The sequence below is a fragment of the Cellulomonas sp. P5_E12 genome, from assembly GCF_054049315.1.
Genome location: NZ_JBFUMP010000005.1, coordinates 138,875 through 154,033 on the forward strand (window position 1 = coordinate 138,875; position 15,159 = coordinate 154,033).

Annotated in this window: 13 protein-coding genes; 7 read left to right on the forward strand and 6 right to left on the reverse strand. The window is 72.8% G+C overall.

What is annotated here, in order from left to right:
* Window positions 1-66: 66 nt before the first annotated feature.
* The 6 genes from ACXJKA_RS06080 to ACXJKA_RS06105 all read left to right on the forward strand — a co-directional run bounded on the left by ACXJKA_RS06080 (window position 67) and on the right by ACXJKA_RS06105 (window position 8,215).
* A complete protein-coding gene (locus ACXJKA_RS06080) occupies window positions 67-2,070 on the forward strand; it encodes an APC family permease (RefSeq protein ID WP_456824281.1) in 2,004 nt (667 codons plus the stop codon).
* A complete protein-coding gene (locus ACXJKA_RS06085) occupies window positions 2,060-3,328 on the forward strand; it encodes a class I SAM-dependent RNA methyltransferase (protein WP_456824282.1) in 1,269 nt (422 codons plus the stop codon). Before ACXJKA_RS06080 ends, ACXJKA_RS06085 begins: the two co-directional genes overlap by 11 nt.
* A gap of 81 nt (window positions 3,329-3,409) precedes the next feature.
* Window positions 3,410-3,580: a translation initiation factor 2 gene (locus ACXJKA_RS06090; RefSeq protein ID WP_456824283.1), complete on the forward strand. Its 171-nt coding sequence runs from the start codon at window positions 3,410-3,412 to the stop codon at window positions 3,578-3,580.
* Between the two features lie 197 nt (window positions 3,581-3,777).
* On the forward strand, window positions 3,778-6,522 hold the full coding sequence (gene acnA / locus ACXJKA_RS06095; protein ID WP_456824284.1) for an aconitate hydratase AcnA: 2,745 nt from the start codon (window positions 3,778-3,780) through the stop codon (window positions 6,520-6,522).
* Between the two features lie 76 nt (window positions 6,523-6,598).
* On the forward strand, window positions 6,599-7,327 hold the full coding sequence (locus ACXJKA_RS06100) for a HEAT repeat domain-containing protein (protein WP_456824285.1): 729 nt from the start codon (window positions 6,599-6,601) through the stop codon (window positions 7,325-7,327).
* 39 nt (window positions 7,328-7,366) lie between these two features.
* Window positions 7,367-8,215: a hypothetical protein gene (locus ACXJKA_RS06105; protein ID WP_456824286.1), complete on the forward strand. Its 849-nt coding sequence runs from the start codon at window positions 7,367-7,369 to the stop codon at window positions 8,213-8,215.
* Between the two features lie 7 nt (window positions 8,216-8,222).
* On the opposite strand, the gene ACXJKA_RS06110 is transcribed toward ACXJKA_RS06105, so the two are convergent.
* From ACXJKA_RS06110 to ACXJKA_RS06135, 6 genes are read right to left on the reverse strand one after another with little or no spacing between them, the layout of a single operon-like run.
* The gene (locus ACXJKA_RS06110) at window positions 8,223-8,660 is read right to left on the reverse strand and encodes a DUF1801 domain-containing protein (RefSeq protein WP_456824287.1); all 438 of its coding nucleotides are present in this window, start codon (window positions 8,658-8,660) and stop codon (window positions 8,223-8,225) included.
* Window positions 8,661-8,663: 3 nt separating this feature from the next.
* Window positions 8,664-9,272 carry an isochorismatase family protein gene (locus tag ACXJKA_RS06115; protein ID WP_456824288.1) on the reverse strand — a complete coding sequence of 203 codons (609 nt, stop codon included), beginning with the start codon at window positions 9,270-9,272 and terminating at the stop codon, window positions 8,664-8,666.
* A 40-nt stretch (window positions 9,273-9,312) separates the two neighbouring features.
* Complete coding sequence (locus ACXJKA_RS06120; protein ID WP_456824289.1) at window positions 9,313-10,185, reverse strand: aminoglycoside phosphotransferase family protein; 873 nt, start codon at window positions 10,183-10,185, stop codon at window positions 9,313-9,315.
* A 1-nt stretch (window position 10,186) separates the two neighbouring features.
* On the reverse strand, window positions 10,187-10,873 hold the full coding sequence (locus ACXJKA_RS06125) for an NUDIX hydrolase (RefSeq protein ID WP_456824290.1): 687 nt from the start codon (window positions 10,871-10,873) through the stop codon (window positions 10,187-10,189).
* Window positions 10,870-11,562, reverse strand: a complete 693-nt coding sequence (locus ACXJKA_RS06130; protein ID WP_456824291.1) for a type 1 glutamine amidotransferase — start codon at window positions 11,560-11,562, stop codon at window positions 10,870-10,872. The genes ACXJKA_RS06125 and ACXJKA_RS06130 overlap by 4 nt, the downstream gene beginning before the upstream one ends.
* A 5-nt stretch (window positions 11,563-11,567) precedes the next feature.
* On the reverse strand, window positions 11,568-13,022 hold the full coding sequence (locus ACXJKA_RS06135) for a GuaB1 family IMP dehydrogenase-related protein (RefSeq protein ID WP_456824292.1): 1,455 nt from the start codon (window positions 13,020-13,022) through the stop codon (window positions 11,568-11,570).
* Between the two features lie 179 nt (window positions 13,023-13,201).
* Here ACXJKA_RS06135 and dxs point away from each other — a divergent pair, with 179 nt between their 5' ends.
* Window positions 13,202-15,085 carry a 1-deoxy-D-xylulose-5-phosphate synthase gene (gene dxs, locus ACXJKA_RS06140; protein ID WP_456824293.1) on the forward strand — a complete coding sequence of 628 codons (1,884 nt, stop codon included), beginning with the start codon at window positions 13,202-13,204 and terminating at the stop codon, window positions 15,083-15,085.
* The last annotated feature ends 74 nt before the right edge of the window (window positions 15,086-15,159 follow it).

Consider the following 15,159-nt stretch of genomic DNA (forward strand, 5'->3'; position numbering starts at 1 on the left):
TACCGTGGCGGGGCTCGCCGGTGCCTGTCGTGTGATGGGCCCCCGGCGGGCCTAGCATTGCGCATCGTGTCGGACCTCTCGGATGCCGCCAAACGCCTGTTGCTCGGACGTCCCGTCCGCAGCGACCTGCTCGGCCACACTCTCCTGCCGAAGCGCATCGCGCTGCCGGTGTTCGCGTCGGACGCACTCTCCTCGGTGGCGTACGCGCCCGACGAGATCCTGCTGACGCTCTCGCTGGCCGGTGCGGCCGCCCTCGTCGTCTCGCCGTGGGTCGGTCTCGCGGTGGTCTTCGTCATGGTGGTCGTCGTCGCGTCGTACCGGCAGAACGTGCACGCCTACCCCTCCGGCGGCGGTGACTACGAGGTCGCGACGACCAACCTCGGGCCCAACGCCGGCGTCACGGTGGCCAGCGCGCTGCTGGTCGACTACGTGCTCACGGTGGCCGTGTCGATCTCGTCGGGTGCCCAGTACGCCGCCACGGCCTTCCCGCCCCTACGAGGGCACGAGGCGGCGTTCGCGGTGGGGCTGGTCGTCCTGCTGACGGTCGCCAACCTGCGCGGGGTGAAGGAGTCGGGGAGCCTCTTCGCGGTCCCGGTCTACCTCTTCATGTTCGCGATCGGCGCCGTCGCCGTGGTCGGCGCGATCCAGATGCTCACGGGCAACCTGGGGATGGCGGAGAGCGCGAAGTTCGAGCTGGAGCCGTCCGCGGCCTTCGACCAGGGGCTCACGGGCCTGGCCGGCTTCTTCCTCATCCTGCGCGCGTTCGCGTCGGGCTGTGCCGCCCTGACCGGTGTCGAGGCGATCAGCAACGGCGTTCCCGCGTTCAAGAAGCCCAAGTCCAAGAACGCCGCCACCACGCTGGCGCTGCTCGGTGGGCTGTCGATCACGATGATCATGGCGATCCTGCTGCTCGCCCGCGCGACGGGCGTGATGTTCGCCGACGACCCGCAGACCCAGCTGCTGGAGAACGGCGTGCCCGTGGGCGAGTCCTACGTCCAGCACCCCGTGATCAGCCAGCTCTCGTCCACCGTGTTCCACAGTGCGCCGTGGATGGCCGTGTTCGTCGCCATCGTCACGGGCCTCATCCTCGTGCTCGCGGCCAACACGGCGTTCAACGGCTTCCCGGTGCTGGGCTCGATCCTGGCGCGCGACGGGTACCTGCCCCGGCAGCTGCACACCCGCGGCGACCGGCTGGCGTACTCCAACGGCATCGTCACCCTCGCGCTGGTCGCGATCGTGCTGATCATCGCGTTCGACGCGGAGGTCACCCGTCTGATCCAGCTGTACATCGTCGGCGTGTTCGTGTCGTTCACGGTGAGCCAGCTGGGCATGGTGCGGCACTGGACCCGGCACCTGCGGACCGAGCCGGACCCCGCGACGCGCGCGCAGATGAAGCGTTCGCGCATCATCAACTCGGTCGGCCTGGCGATGACCGCGACGGTCCTCATCGTCGTCCTCATCACCAAGTTCACGCACGGCGCCTACATCGCGATCCTGGCCATGGTCGTCGTGTTCGTGCTCATGCAGTCGATCCACCGGCACTACGCCCGGGTGCGCGAGGAGCTCGCGCTCGGCGCCGACGCCGAGTCGGCCCGGGCGCTGCCCAGCCGGGTGCACGCGATCGTGCTGGTCTCGCACCTGCACCGGCCGACCATGCGAGCGCTGGCCTACGCCCGCGCGTCGCGGCCGCAGGTGCTCGAGGCGGTGACGGTCGGCGTCGACCCGGAGGATGTCGTCGCGCTGCGCGAGCAGTGGGAGGCGCTCAGCATCCCGGTGCCGCTGCGCGTGCTCGACTCGCCGTTCCGCGAGATCACGCGACCGGTGCTGACGTACGTCCGCTCGATCCGCCGGGACAGCCCGCGGGACCTCGTGGTCGTCTACATCCCCGAGTACGTGGTCGGGCACTGGTGGGAGCAGCTGCTGCACAACCAGAGCGCGCTGCGGCTCAAGGGCCGCCTGCTGTTCACGCCGGGCGTCGTCGTGGCCTCCGTGCCGTGGCAGCTGGCGTCCTCCGAGGGCCAGACGGGGCTCGAGGAGCCGGTCCGGGGTACCGTTCCGCGTGGCTACTGAGACTGCAGACGACCGCTCGCTCGACCTCGTCGAGCTCGAGATCGGGCCGGTGGCCCACGGCGGGCACTGCGTGGCTCGGCACGACGGACGCGTGATCTTCGTCCGGCACACGCTGCCCGGCGAGCGGGTCCGGGCGCGGCTCACCGACGCGGGCGACACGGCCAAGTTCTGGCGCGCGGACGCGGTGGAGATCCTCGAGGCGTCCCCGGACCGGGTGGAGTCGGCGTGGCCGGCCGCGGGTCCCGGCGGCGTCGGCGGGGGAGAGCTCGCGCACGTCGCACTGCCCGCGCAGCGCGCGTGGAAGGCCTCGGTGCTGGCCGAGCAGCTGCGCCGGCTGGCCAAGCTCGACCTCGACGTGCCGGTGCAGGCGGCGCCCGGTGACGACGAGCGCGGCGGCCTCGGCTGGCGCACCCGGATCGAGCTGGTGACCGACGCCGAGGGGCGCGCGGGCATGCACGGCTTCCGGTCGCACGACATCCACCTGCTCGACTCCATGCCGCTGGCCAACGAGGCGATCGCGGCGCTCGACCTCTTCGGTCGGCGCTGGACCGGTGGCGCGCGTGTCGAGGCGATCGCGCCGTCCAGCGGCGACGCCCCGCTCGTCCTCGTCGACGGTGCCCCGTTCGACCTCGGCCGCGGCCGCATGGACGGCCGTACCAACGCCCGCACGGCCGTCAAGGAGCACGTGCAGCGCGGTGAGGTCGGCTACGACTTCCGTGTGGCCGGCGCCGGGTTCTGGCAGGTGCACCGCGAGGCCCCGGAGCTGCTGGTCGGCGCGGTGCTGGCCGGGCTCGGGGACGTCGAGGGTGCGGCCGTGCTCGACCTCTACTCCGGCGCGGGGCTGTTCACCGCACCCCTGTCCGACGCCGTGGGCGAGACCGGCGAGGTCGTCTCGGTGGAGGGGGACGCCCGGGCCGTCAAGGACGCGCGGCGCAACCTGCACTCGCGCTCGAACGTCGAGCTGCACTCCGGCGACGTCGCCCAGGTGCTCTCCGGCCGGGTGGACGCCGACTCCGACGTCGTGCACGCCGACGCCGTCGTCCTCGACCCGCCGCGCACGGGCGCCGGGCGCAAGGTCGTCGCCGGGATCACCGAGCTGCGCCCCGAGCGCGTGGTCTACGTGGCGTGCGACCCGGCGGCGCTGGCGCGCGACATCGCCCTGTTCGCCGACGCGGGATACGCCCTGGCGGACCTGCAGGCCTACGACCTGTTCCCGATGACCCACCACCTCGAGGCGGTCGCGGTCCTGACCCGCTGAGTGGGTGCGTGGGTGTTGGCTCCGGGCTAGCGTGGAACGCGTAGCCGGACCCGGAGCGGCCCGGCAGAGGGGAGCGGCACGGTGAGCGACAAGGACGCGGTGAGCCGGCTGGCGGAGGCCAAGCGGCTGGTCACCCAGGAGCTGCACAAGCAGGGCACGCCCGACTACGACCCGCGCTCGCACCAGCGCGCGATCGAGGCCGAGCGCAAGGCGCAGGACGCCGTCGACGCCGAGCGGGCCGCCCAGAGCTGAGCTCCGCCCGCGGGCCCCTGCGCACGCGCCACGCCGAGGTGGACGCGCGTGCGCGAGGGCCCGCGAGCATGTATCTTGATGTCGAGATAAATCGCGACCCGCGGCCACCTAGGCTGAGAGGTCGCACACCCCAGCGGTCCGGGTGACTACCCATCCCCGGCAGCACCACCGGCAGACTCGCCAGCGAAGGAGCCCCCGTGAGCAGCGTCGACAGCTTCGGTTCGAAGGGAACACTCGAGGTCGGTGACGCCTCGTACGAGGTGTTCCGACTCTCGGCCGTGCCGGGCGTGGAGAAGCTCCCGTTCAGCCTCAAGGTGCTCGCGGAGAACCTCCTGCGCACCGAGGACGGCGCCAACATCACGGCCGACCACGTGCGCGCGCTCGCCGAGTGGGACCCGGACGCCCAGCCCGACACCGAGATCCAGTTCACGCCCGCCCGGGTGATCATGCAGGACTTCACCGGCGTGCCCTGCGTGGTCGACCTGGCCACCATGCGCGAGGCCGTGGTCGACCTGGGTGGCGACGCCAGCCGCATCAACCCGCTCGCCCCGGCCGAACTGGTCATCGACCACTCCGTGCAGATCGACGTGGCCGGCCGCGCCGACGCGTTCGAGCGCAACGTGGCGCTGGAGTACGAGCGCAACCGTGAGCGCTACCAGTTCCTGCGCTGGGGCCAGACCGCGTTCGACGACTTCAAGGTCGTCCCGCCGGGCACCGGCATCGTGCACCAGGTCAACATCGAGTACCTGGCCCGCGTCGTGATGGTGCGCGACGGGCGTGCCTACCCCGACACCTGCGTGGGCACCGACTCCCACACCACGATGGTCAACGGCCTGGGCGTGCTCGGCTGGGGCGTCGGCGGCATCGAGGCCGAGGCGGCCATGCTGGGCCAGCCCGTCTCGATGCTCATCCCGCGGGTCGTCGGCTTCAAGCTCACGGGCACCATCCCGCTGGGCGTCACCGCGACCGACATCGTGCTCACGATCACGCAGAAGCTGCGCCAGCACGGCGTCGTCGGCAAGTTCGTCGAGTTCTACGGCGAGGGCGTCGCGGCCGTGCCGCTGGCCAACCGCGCCACCATCGGCAACATGAGCCCCGAGTTCGGCTCGACCGCGGCGATCTTCCCGATCGACTCCGTGACGATCGAGTACCTGCGCCTGACCGGGCGCTCCGAGGAGCAGCTCGCGCTCGTCGAGGCGTACGCCAAGGAACAGGGCATGTGGCTGGACCCGACCCTGGACAGCTACGTCCAGCCGGTGTTCTCCGAGTACCTCGAGCTCGACCTGTCCACGGTCGTCCCGTCGATCGCCGGCCCGAAGCGCCCGCAGGACCGCATCGAGCTGTCGCGGGCCAAGGAGCAGTTCCAGCGCGACCTGCCCACCTATGCGCCCGAGGCCGCCAACGGTGTCGACGAGGCCGAGGAGGAGTCGTTCCCGGCGTCCGACTCGCCCGCGATCACCTCGTCGGCGACGCGCGTGTACCCGACCGTCGACTCCCAGGGCCGGTCGTTCGACCTGTTCCACGGCGCCGTCGCGATCGCGTCGATCACGAGCTGCACCAACACGTCGAACCCGTCGGTGATGATCGCCGCGGCGCTCGTCGCCAAGAAGGCCGTCGAGAAGGGGCTCACCGCCAAGCCGTGGGTCAAGACGTCGATGGCGCCCGGCTCGCAGGTGGTGACGAACTACTACGAGAAGGCCGGCCTGTGGCCGTACCTCGAGAAGCTGGGCTTCCACCTGGTCGGCTACGGCTGCGCGACCTGCATCGGCAACTCGGGACCGCTGGACGAGCAGGTCTCGGAGACCATCCAGGAGCACGACCTGGCCGTCGCCGCCGTGCTCTCCGGCAACCGCAACTTCGAGGGGCGCATCAACCCCGACATCAAGATGAACTACCTGGCGTCCCCGCCGCTGGTCATCGCGTACGCGCTGGCCGGGACCATGGACTTCGACTTCGAGTCGGACCCGTTGGGCCGCGACGAGGCCGGGCAGCCGATCTTCCTGCGGGACATCTGGCCGACGCCGGACGAGGTGCAGACCACGATCGACGCGTCGATCGACCGCGCGATGTTCACCAAGGACTACGCCGACGTGTTCACCGGCGACGACCGGTGGCGCGCGCTGCCGACGCCCGAGGGCGACACGTTCGAGTGGGACACCGAGTCGACCTACGTGCGCAAGCCCCCGTACTTCGACGGCATGCAGGCGGAGCCGTCGCCGGTCGTGGACTTCCACGGCGCGCGGGTGCTGGCCAAGCTGGGCGACTCGGTGACCACCGACCACATCAGCCCGGCCGGCTCGATCAAGGCCGACAGCCCGGCCGGCCTGTACCTGGCCGAGCACGGCGTGGGGCGTCGCGACTTCAACTCCTACGGCTCGCGCCGCGGGAACCACGAGGTCATGATCCGCGGCACGTTCGCCAACATCCGGCTGCGCAACCAGCTGGTCCCCGGCGTCGAGGGCGGCTTCACCACCAACCTCCTCACGGGCGAGCAGTCGTCGATCTACGACGCCGCGCAGGCCTACCAGGAGGCCGGCATCCCGCTCGTCGTCCTCGGTGGCAAGGAGTACGGCTCCGGGTCGTCGCGCGACTGGGCCGCCAAGGGCACCAGCCTGCTGGGCGTGAAGGCCGTCATCACCGAGAGCTTCGAGCGGATCCACCGCTCCAACCTCATCGGGATGGGCGTGCTGCCGCTGCAGTTCCCGGAGGGGGAGTCGGCCGACTCGCTCGGTCTGGACGGCACCGAGACGTTCGACATCACGGGCGTCACCGCGCTGAACGAGGGCACCACGCCGAGCACGCTGGCCGTCACAGCGACCAAGGCCGACGGCACGGTCGTGGCTTTCGACGCGGTGCTGCGCATCGACACCCCCGGCGAGGCGGACTACTACCGCAACGGCGGCATCCTGCAGTACGTGCTGCGCTCGCTCGTCAAGGCCTGACGCACTCGTCCGCGAGCCCGGTCCCCGCGTGGGGCCGGGCTCGCGGTGTGCTCGGGTGCGGGTGTGGGATGAGGGCGTGACGACCCGCCGAGCGCAGCACGCCGCCGCGTTGCACGACCTCGACGACGCCGCCGTGACGGCCTATCTCGACGTGCACAGCGGTCTGCCGGGACCGCGCGCCGACCTCGAGCTGGTGCGGGCGTTCGCGGACGTCTGCGGGACCCCACGACCGCAGCTCGTCGACGAGCTGCTGGGCGACCCCGACGAGTTCCGCCGCATGTGCGCGACGGTCGCGCTGGCACCCCGCCTGCGTGCCGCGACGCGCCCCGGCGAACGGGCGGCGGTCGTCGACGTCCTGCGCGTGCGAGCCCAGGACGGGTCGTGGCGCGTGCGGGAGGCCGTCGCGATGGCCTGGCAGGTGGTGGGCGACGACGACCCGGCGCTGCTGCGGTCGACCCTGCCCGGGTGGGCGTCCGACGGGCCCGCGCTGGTGCGGCGAGCCGCCGTCGCGGCACTGTGCGAGCCGCGCCTCCTGCGGGACGGGGCGACGGCGGGTGCCGCTCTCGCGGCCTGTGCGGCCGCCACCGACTTCCTCGCCTCCCGACCGGCCGACGAGCGTCGTTCACCGGACGTCCGCACCCTGCGGCAGGCGCTCGGCTACTGCTGGAGCGTCGCCGTGGCCGCAGACCCCGAGCGCGGTCTGGCGGCGTTCCTCCCGCTGGCGGAGTCGACGGATCCCGACGTCGCGTGGGTCGTCCGCGAGAACGGGAAGAAGAAGCGGATGCCGGCGCCGCCCGGCCGGTGACCTTTGTGACGGCAGCACGGCGCGGCCTAGCCTCGGGCCATGACCACTGTGCGCCACGTCCCGTTCGGTCCCGCTCCACGGCCCACCAGCGACGCCGAGATCGTGGCTCGAGTCCGAGAGCTCCTCTCGACCTTCGGTCCGCCTGACGTCCGCGGTCTGGACCAGGTCGACATCGCTGCGCACCTGGACGGCGCCGACCTCTCGTCCCTGGTCGTGGATGCCACGGGTGTCGCCCTCGGGGTCGCCCGATCGAAGCCGGTGCGCCTCCCCTCGGTCGATGTCGCGCATCGCGAGCCCGGGGTCGTCCGCACGTTCGAGCTCGCCGCGCACCCGGCGTCCGTCGCGGACGTTCCCGTGGACGTCGAGGTCGCCGCCAGCAACCTGCACTTCTCCTGGGGCACCACCGCGGAGAACCAGCTCGTCATCGAGGTTCGGCCGACCTCCGACGACGAGCCGGTGGTGGGCTCAGCCAGGATCTCCGCACCACGGAAGGACATCGAAGGTGCGGCGCGCACGGCACTCGGCGAGGCGCTCAGGGAGAAGGGGCTCAAGCTGACGGCCCTCGACATCGAGCTCGAGAACCGTGGACCCCGCGCGCTGTCTCTTCGCGCGACCGCGAAGGTGCAGAAGAGCGTCATGCGCGCCGCCGTCACGGCGACGGCCACGGCCTCGATCGACGACGCCTTGGTGCTCTCGATCAGCGACGCGAGGCTCGTGGGCAGCAACCCGCTCGTGGACGGACTCCTCGCGCCGTTCCGGTCGAGGATCGCGGCCCAGGGCGAGCGCACGGTCGACCTCGCCGCTCTGCTCCCCGCGGGCGTGTCCGTGTCCGACGTCAGCGTGGTGGCCGGGGCCGAGAGCGTCGTCGTCTCGGTGACGCTCGGGTAGGGATTCTTCAGGTGAGACGGGTGCCGTCAACGCCCGCCGTGACGGTGGCGTACGAGCGGCGGACGAGCTCCTCGAGGACCGCCAGGTCCACGGCGTCGAGATCCTTGATGTACAGGCACGCCTTCCCGAGCGTGTGCGTGCCCAGGGTCGCCAGCAGGTCGGCGTGCGCCTCGACGCCGTCCGGGAAGTAGATCGTCGTCGCGACCTTGCGGGGCGAGAAGCCGGTGGCGGCCATCTCGCCCTCGCGACCCGACGGGTAGCGGTAGTGGTAGGCGCCGAAGCCGACGATGGTCGGCCCCCACATCACCGGAGGTTCGCCCGTCACGCGCGTCATCAGCGCGACCAGGCGCTCCGCGTCGCGGCGGCGCACCGGGTGCTCGACCGCCGCGAGGAACGCGGCGACGTCGGCGTCCGTGGCGGTCGTCTTGTTCTGCTCGCCGGCCATGGATCAGGCGCTCGGTCCGACATCGACCCCGGCCACGGCGAGCTCGTCGAGCGCGGCGACGGACGAGGCCGGCGCCACCCCGGCGACCAGGTCGGCCAGCACGCGGACCGCGAACCCGGCATCGCGGGCGTCCAGCGCGGTCGCGCGCACGCAGTAGTCGGTGGCCAGCCCGGCGACGTCCACACGGTCGACCCCGCGGCTGCGCAAGGTCTCGGCCAGGTCCGTGGTGCCAGCCCGTTCCGCGGCTGCGCCGAGCGACCGGCCCTGGAACCCCGAGTAGTCCTGGCGCGACTCGCCCTTGAGCACCTCGACGAGGCGGTCGGCCGGGAGGTGCAGGTCGGGGTGGTACTCGGCGCCCGGGGTACCGGCGACGCAGTGCACCGGCCAGGTGTGCACGTAGTCGGGGTTGCCGTCCGCGGCGAAGTGCCCGTCGTTGGTGTCGGGCAGGGGAGCGTGCCAGTCCCGGGTGGCGACGACGAGGTCGTACGCGTCGGGGTGCGCCGCGAGATGGCTGGTGATGTCGGCCGCGACGCGCGAGCCGCCCGCGACGGCGAGGGACCCGCCCTCGCAGAAGTCGTTCTGCACGTCCACGACGATCAGTGCGGTGCTCATGACGGCCGGCTCCGTTCCCTCGATCCGACGATAGGCCGGTTCAGTCGTCCGCGAGCCCCTGCAGGACCCCGTGGCGGCCGATCTCAGCGAGCGTGGGGTGGTCGACGGGGTGCATCTGCAGCGTCACGGCAAAGTGCAGCGCCCACGCCCGCGCCCGCCGCCAGGTCGCGTCGTCGTACGTCAGCCGGTCCCGGAACGCCGCGCGACCCTCGGGGTCGAACGTCAGCCACGCGGTCGAGAGGTCGGATGCGGGGTCGCCCGAGGTCACGTCCCCGAAGTCGATGACCGCGCGCAGCTCTCCGTCGTGGACCAGCAGGTTCGCCGGGTGGGGGTCGCCGTGCAGCCAGAGCGCGGGGCCGTCCCAGTCGGGCGCGCCGGCCAGCTCGCGCCAGCGCTCGAGGATGCGGTCGCCGTCGGGCAGCGCGAGGGAGTCGAGGCGCTCGCGCAGCGCGGGCTCGCGCGGGGCGATCGGGACGCCGCGGAACGGGTTGACCGGGGCGTCGTCGGGAGCCGGGCGGTGCAGCGCGACGAAGACGTCCGCGAGGTGCGACGCCCAGGCGGTCCGGCTCGGCACCGGGGTGCGGTGAGCGGCGACGGCGTCGAACCACGGCACGATGCTCCACGTCCACGGATAGGTCGCCGACGGCAGGCCGACGCGGACCGGGACGGGTACGTCGACGGGCAGGCGCGGGGCGAGCACCGGCAGCCACCGCTGCTCGTGGCTGACCAGGGGTGCGGCCATCGCGCGCACGGGGAACCGGGCGGCCAGGTGGTCGCCCACCCGCCACAGGGCGTTGTCCCAGCCGGTGCCTGCCCACGTCAGGGGCAGGTCGGCCAGGTCGGGGTGCTGCTCGGCCAGGAGCGATCCGACGAGGTCCGCGGTGACCTCGACCTCGGGAACGGGGTGGATCACGTCAGCGCGCCGACACGGTGCGACGGACGTCGTACGGCACCGCCCAGCCGAGCGCGTCGAACATGCGGGCCAGGACGATGCCTGTGAACCCCCACACCAGCGTCCCGTCCACCGTGAAGGCCGGGGTGCGGACCGTGCGACCCCAGCGCGAGTGCTCCACGCTGGCCCGGTTCGCCGGGTCGAGCAGGTCGGCGACGGGCACACGGAACACGTCGACGGTCTCGGCGTGGTCCACCGCGGCGACCACCGACGGGTGCGTCCACCAGGCCGGCACGGGCGTGACCAGGTGGTTGCTCACCGGGACCGGGAGCGGCGGCAGGGTGCCCAGGACCTCGACGCCGGACGCGTCCAGCCCGACCTCCTCGACCGCCTCGCGCAGGGCGGCCTCGCGTGGCCCGGCGTCGGTCGGCTCGAGCCGGCCGCCCGGGAACGCGATCTGGCCGGCGTGGTGACCGAGGGTGCCCGAGCGGCGCTGCAGCAGCACGTCGAGGTCGCGGGCCACCGCGGGCGCGGCGGTCCGGGCGGGCAGGGCGTCCAGCTCCCCGAAGAGCACGAGCACCGCCGCCGGGCGCGCCGTCGACGGGTCCTCGAGCACGCGCGCGGGGTCGACCCGCCAGTCGAGGCCGCGCGCGCAGAGGTCGACCAGCTCCGCGCGCGCCCCACGGACCTCCTCGGTCGGTCCGGTCATCCGCGCGTCCGCACGAGCTCCCCGAAGCCGGCGAACAGCTTCTCGGCCGCGGGGATCAGGCCGGGCAGGTGCCGGGCACCGGCGGAGCGGATCTCCTCGATCTCGTCCTGCGACAGCCCGCCGACCATGTCGGGCGTCGTGAGCCACAGGTCGAGCATCCCGGCGTCGAGCTCGGGGTGGAACTGCAGGCCGAGCGCGCTGCCCGCGCGGAACGCCTGCACCGGGGTGGCCTCCGTCGAGGCCAGGAGCGTCGCGCCCGGGGGGAGCTCGACGGTGTCGGAGTGCCAGTGCAGCACCGTCGGTCGCGTGCCGAGGGCGCCCAGCAGCGAGTCCTCCACATCGATGTCGACGGGCGCGAAGCCGATCTCGGTGGCGGCGCGCAGGTGCAGCCGGGCGCCCAGCGCGAGCGCGAGCAGCTGCATGCCGAGGCACACGCCCAGCACGGGGACGTCGGCGTCGACCGCGGCCGCGAGCAGCGCGCGCTCGGCCGCCAGACCGGGGTGACCGGGCACGTCGTCGGCATCCATCGGTCCGCCCATGACGACGACGCCCGAGACCTCGTCGAGCGAGGGGAGGCGCGCGTCGTCGAGGTCGAGGACGGTGCGCACGCGGATCGGCGCGTCGAGCCCGCGGGCGATGAGCCCGGGGCCCTCGTGCGGCGCGTGCGTGATCACCAGGACGGGACGCATGCCGGTCACCACCCGTCGGGCAGCGGGCGCCCCTCCTCGTAGCCCGCGGCCGACTGGATGCCGACGACCGCACGCTCGTGGAGCTCGTCGATCGACGTGGCGCCGACGTACGTGGCCGCGGAGCGCACGCCCGCGGTGATGGTGTCGATGAGGTCCTCGACGCCCGGGCGGCGCGGGTCCAGGAACATGCGGGAGGACGAGATTCCCTCCTCGTACAGCCCCTTGCGGGCCCGGTCGAACGCCGAGCCGCCGCGGGTGCGGGCGGCCACGGCCCGCGCGGACGCCATGCCGAAGGACTCCTTGTAGAGGCGGCCGTTGCCGTCCTCGTGCAGGTCGCCGGGCGACTCGTGCGTGCCCGCGAACCAGGAGCCGACCATGACCTGCGACGCGCCGGCGGCCAGCGCGAGGGCGACGTCGCGGGGGTGCCGCACGCCGCCGTCGGCCCACACGTGCTTGCCCAGGCGGCGTGCCTCGGCCGCGCACTCGAGCACGGCGGAGAACTGCGGGCGGCCCACCGCGGTCATCATGCGCGTGGTGCACATGGCGCCCGGGCCGACGCCGACCTTGACGATGTCCGCCCCGGCGGCGATGAGGTCGCGCGTGCCCTCGGCGGTGACGACGTTGCCCGCGACGACCGGCACCTGCGGGTCGAGCGAGCGGACGGCGCCGAGCGCGTCGAGCATCTTGCGCTGGTGGCCGTGTGCGGTGTCCACGACGAGCACGTCGACCCCGGCCTCGAGCAGCTCGAGGGCCTTCTGCTTGACGTCGCCGTTGATGCCGACGGCCGCCGCGACGCGCAGGCGCCCGTCCGCGTCGACCGCCGGCTGGTAGATCGACGAGCGCAGCGCGCCGACCTGCGTCAGCACGCCGACCAGCTCGCCGTCGCGCACCACGGGGGAGAACTTGCGGCGCGAGGCGTGCAGCTGCTCGAACGCCGCCTCCAGGCCGCGCAGGCCGCCCTGCTCGACGACGGACAGGTCGACGGTGGTGGGCTGGGAGCTCATCACCTGGGAGACCTGGGTGAAGCGGTCCACGCCGCCGCAGTCGGCCTCGGTGACCACGCCGACGGGCTTGCCGTCCTCGACGACGACGGCCGCGCCGTGCGCGCGCTTGCCGATGAGCGTCAGCGCCGTGTGCACGGTGTCGTGCGGGCTGACGACGACGGCGCTCTCGATCACCGTGTGGCGCGCCTTGACGGACGAGACCACCTCGGCGACGACGTCGGTGGGGACGTCCTGCGGGAGGACGGTGATGCCGCCGCGGCGGGCGACCGTCTCGGCCATCCGACGGCCGGCGACGGCCGTCATGTTGGCGACGACGATGGGGACGGTAGTGCCGGTCCCGTCGACGGCCGTGAGGTCGACGTCGAAGCGGGAGGCGACCTCGGAACGTGACGGGACGAGGAAGACGTCGCCGTACGTGAGGTCGGAGGTGGCCGCGTGGCCGGGCAGGAAGCGCATGGGTATACCCCTTTCCGGTCCATGGTAGTCGCTCCACGGGCCGTCTTCACGGGGCCTCCACAACGGCCTGACCTGCGCGAGAGGGTGTGAGATGCCCGGTCGGCCTACAGTGTGGTCACAGCTTTCGGCGTCCGCACGGTGCGGCATCGTCGCCGCACACCGGAGGAGGAGGCACCACCATGGGTCAGCTCGACCGCATCAGCTCCCCGGACGACGTGCGCCGGCTCACCGCGAGCCAGGCCGACGACCTCGCCGCCGAGATCCGCGCCTTCCTGGTCGACCAGGTCTCGCGCACCGGCGGGCACCTCGGACCGAACCTCGGCGTCGTCGAGCTCACCATCGCCATGCACCGCGTGTTCGAGTCGCCGCTGGACACGATGGTGTTCGACACGGGCCACCAGGCCTACGTGCACAAGCTGCTCACGGGCCGCCGCGACTTCTCCCGGCTGCGCAGCAAGGGCGGCCTGTCGGGCTACCCCAGCCGCGCCGAGTCCACGCACGACGTGGTCGAGAACTCCCACGCGTCGACCGCGCTCAGCTGGGCCGACGGCATCGCGAAGGCCAACCAGCTGCAGGGGCGTGCCGACCGCCACGTCGTCGCTGTGATCGGCGACGGCGCCCTCACGGGTGGGATGGCCTGGGAGGCGCTCAACAACATCGCCGCCGGCCAGGACCGCCGGCTCGTGGTCGTCGTCAACGACAACGGCCGCTCCTACGCCCCGACCATCGGCGGCCTGGCCCACCACCTCGACACCCTGCGCACCACGCGGGGCTACGAGAACGTCCTGTCGTGGGGCAAGCGCACGCTGCGCAGGTCGGGCACGCCGGGACGGATGACGTACGACGCGCTGCACGGGATGAAGCAGGGTCTCAAGGACGTCCTGGTGCCGCAGGGCATGTTCGAGGACCTCGGCATCAAGTACCTCGGCCCGGTCGACGGGCACGACGTGCAGGCGGTCGAGCGGGCGCTGCGCAACGCGAAGGCGTTCGGCGGTCCCGTGATCGTGCACGTCATCACCGAGAAGGGCCGCGGCTACGTCCCGGCCGAGCAGGACGTCGCGGACCGGTTCCACGCCGTCGGCAAGATCCACCCCGAGACCGGGCTGCCTGTGGCGCCGTCGCGTTTCGAGTGGACCAGCGTGTTCGCCGACGAGCTGCTGCGGATCGGGCGTCGCCGCCCGGACGTCGTCGCCATCACGGCCGCGATGCTCCAGCCCGTCGGCCTCGCGCCGTTCGCCGCCGAGTTCCCGGAGCGCGTGTTCGACGTCGGCATCGCCGAGCAGCACGCCGCGACGTCGGCCGCCGGCATGGCGTTCGGCGGCCTGCACCCCGTCGTGGCCGTCTACGCGACGTTCCTCAACCGCGCCTTCGACCAGGTGCTCATGGACGTGGCGCTGCACAAGGCCGGCGTCACGTTCGTGCTCGACCGCGCGGGGCTCACGGGCTCCGACGGCGCGAGCCACAACGGCATGTGGGACATGGCGATGCTGGGGGTGGTGCCGGGTCTCCGGCTGGCCGCCCCGCGCGACGAGGAGACGCTGCGGGACGCGCTGCGCACCGCGGTCGACGTCGACAACGCCCCGACGGTCGTGCGCTACCCCAAGGGTGCGCTGGTCGACCCCGTGCCGGCGATCGACCACCTCGACGGCGTTGACGTCCTGGCCCGGCACGACGGTCCCGCCGACGCGCCGCACGTGCTGGTCGTCGGGTACGGAGCCATGGCGCCGACAGCGCTGGAGACGGCCGAGCTGCTCGCCGCCCACGGCGTGCGCGTCACCGTCGCTGACCCGCGGTGGGCCCTGCCGGTGTCGGCCGCGCTCATCAAGCTGGTGGGGGACCACGACCACGTCGTCACCATCGAGGACGGGATCGTCGACGGGGGCCTCGGCTCGCACGTCGCCCAGCGGGCCCGCGAGGCCGGCATCGGGACGCCGGTGCAGGCCGTCGGGATCCCGCGCACGTTCCTCGACCACGCCACCCGCGAGCAGCTGGTGACCGAGCTGCGGCTGCACCCGGCGGACATCGCTCGCGACACGATCGCCGCACTCGGGCGCACCCCCTGACCCACGTGAGGCCTTAGGTCCCGTGCTCCGGCCTCTCCACCTCCGTAGCGTCGAGGTATCGACTACGTCGGAGG